Here is a 1129-nt window from a genome sequence, read left to right as displayed (position 1 = left end):
GGATTACCTGCGATCCGCCGCCGGACTGATCAAGCAATACGCCTGGGCCTTCCCGGCCTTCAAGAAGCCCGAAGGGGTGAAGAACCCGTTTGAGATGGACCTGGGGTCCCTGTCAGAGGAGGAGCTGGAGGCCATCCTCGACTTCGCATTCGAACGGTATTTTGAGGACTCCGGGCTGTTCGGCACCATTCAGAACGCCTGCCAGCGGGTGGAGCAGCTGAAACGCATCGGTGTGGATGAGATCGCCTGCCTGATCGATTACGGCATCGCGCCGGACGTGGTGCTGGAGGGGCTGAAACCCTTGGCTGAGGTTCTGCGCCTGTCGAACGCCCCGCAGCAGCTGGCGGCGGATGACTTCTCTTTGGCCGCCCAGATCGTGCGTCATGGGGTCAGCCATATGCAGTGCACCCCGTCGATGGCGCGGATGATTGCCGCTGATGAAGACGCCAGGGCCTGTCTGGGCCGGTTGCAGCATCTGCTTGTCGGCGGCGAGGCACTGCCGGGCGATTTGGTGCAGGCGCTGCAGGGGATAACCAACGCCGAGATCCTCAACATGTACGGCCCGACCGAGACGACGATATGGTCGACGGTGGAAAAAATCAGCGCTGCCCCTGCGGGGACAGCCGGGATTGGCACGCCGATTGCCAACACGCAGGTTTACGTTCTGGACGAAAAACAAAGGCCTGTCCCCGCGGGGACACCCGGCGAGTTGTATATCGGTGGAGCGGGAGTCACCGCAGGCTACTGGCAACGGGAAGAGATGACTGCTGAACGCTTCGTGAACACTCTGTTCGCTGACACCCCCCTTTACCGCACCGGGGATCTGGTGCGCTGGACGGCAGGCGGCACCCTGGCCTTCCTGGGCCGCACCGACCATCAAGTGAAGATCCGCGGCCAACGGATCGAACTGGGCGAGATCGAGGCCGCGATGACAGCCTGCCCTGGCGTGACAGGGGCTGTGGTGGTGCCCCGCGGCGATGCCGGCAGCGAGCAACTGACAGGTTATGTCACGGCCTCCGCACCTGTTTCAGAGACCCTCGTGAAACAGGCGCTGACCGCGAGGCTGGCAGAGGTGATGGTGCCCGCCCATATCGTCACGCTGGAGGCCTTCCCGCTGACCCCAAACAAG

The 1129-nt window shown here is 63.2% G+C and carries 1 protein-coding gene; it reads left to right on the top strand.

Features of this window, described 5'->3' with window-relative positions:
- On the top strand, positions 1 to 1129 hold a 1129-nt coding region (locus A2I95_RS40950; protein ID WP_291738019.1), incomplete at both ends, for an AMP-binding protein.

The sequence above is a fragment of the Leisingera sp. F5 genome (assembly GCF_001593695.1).
Note: the sequence above shows the minus strand (reverse complement) of the source record. Positions and strands in the feature narration are given on the sequence as shown.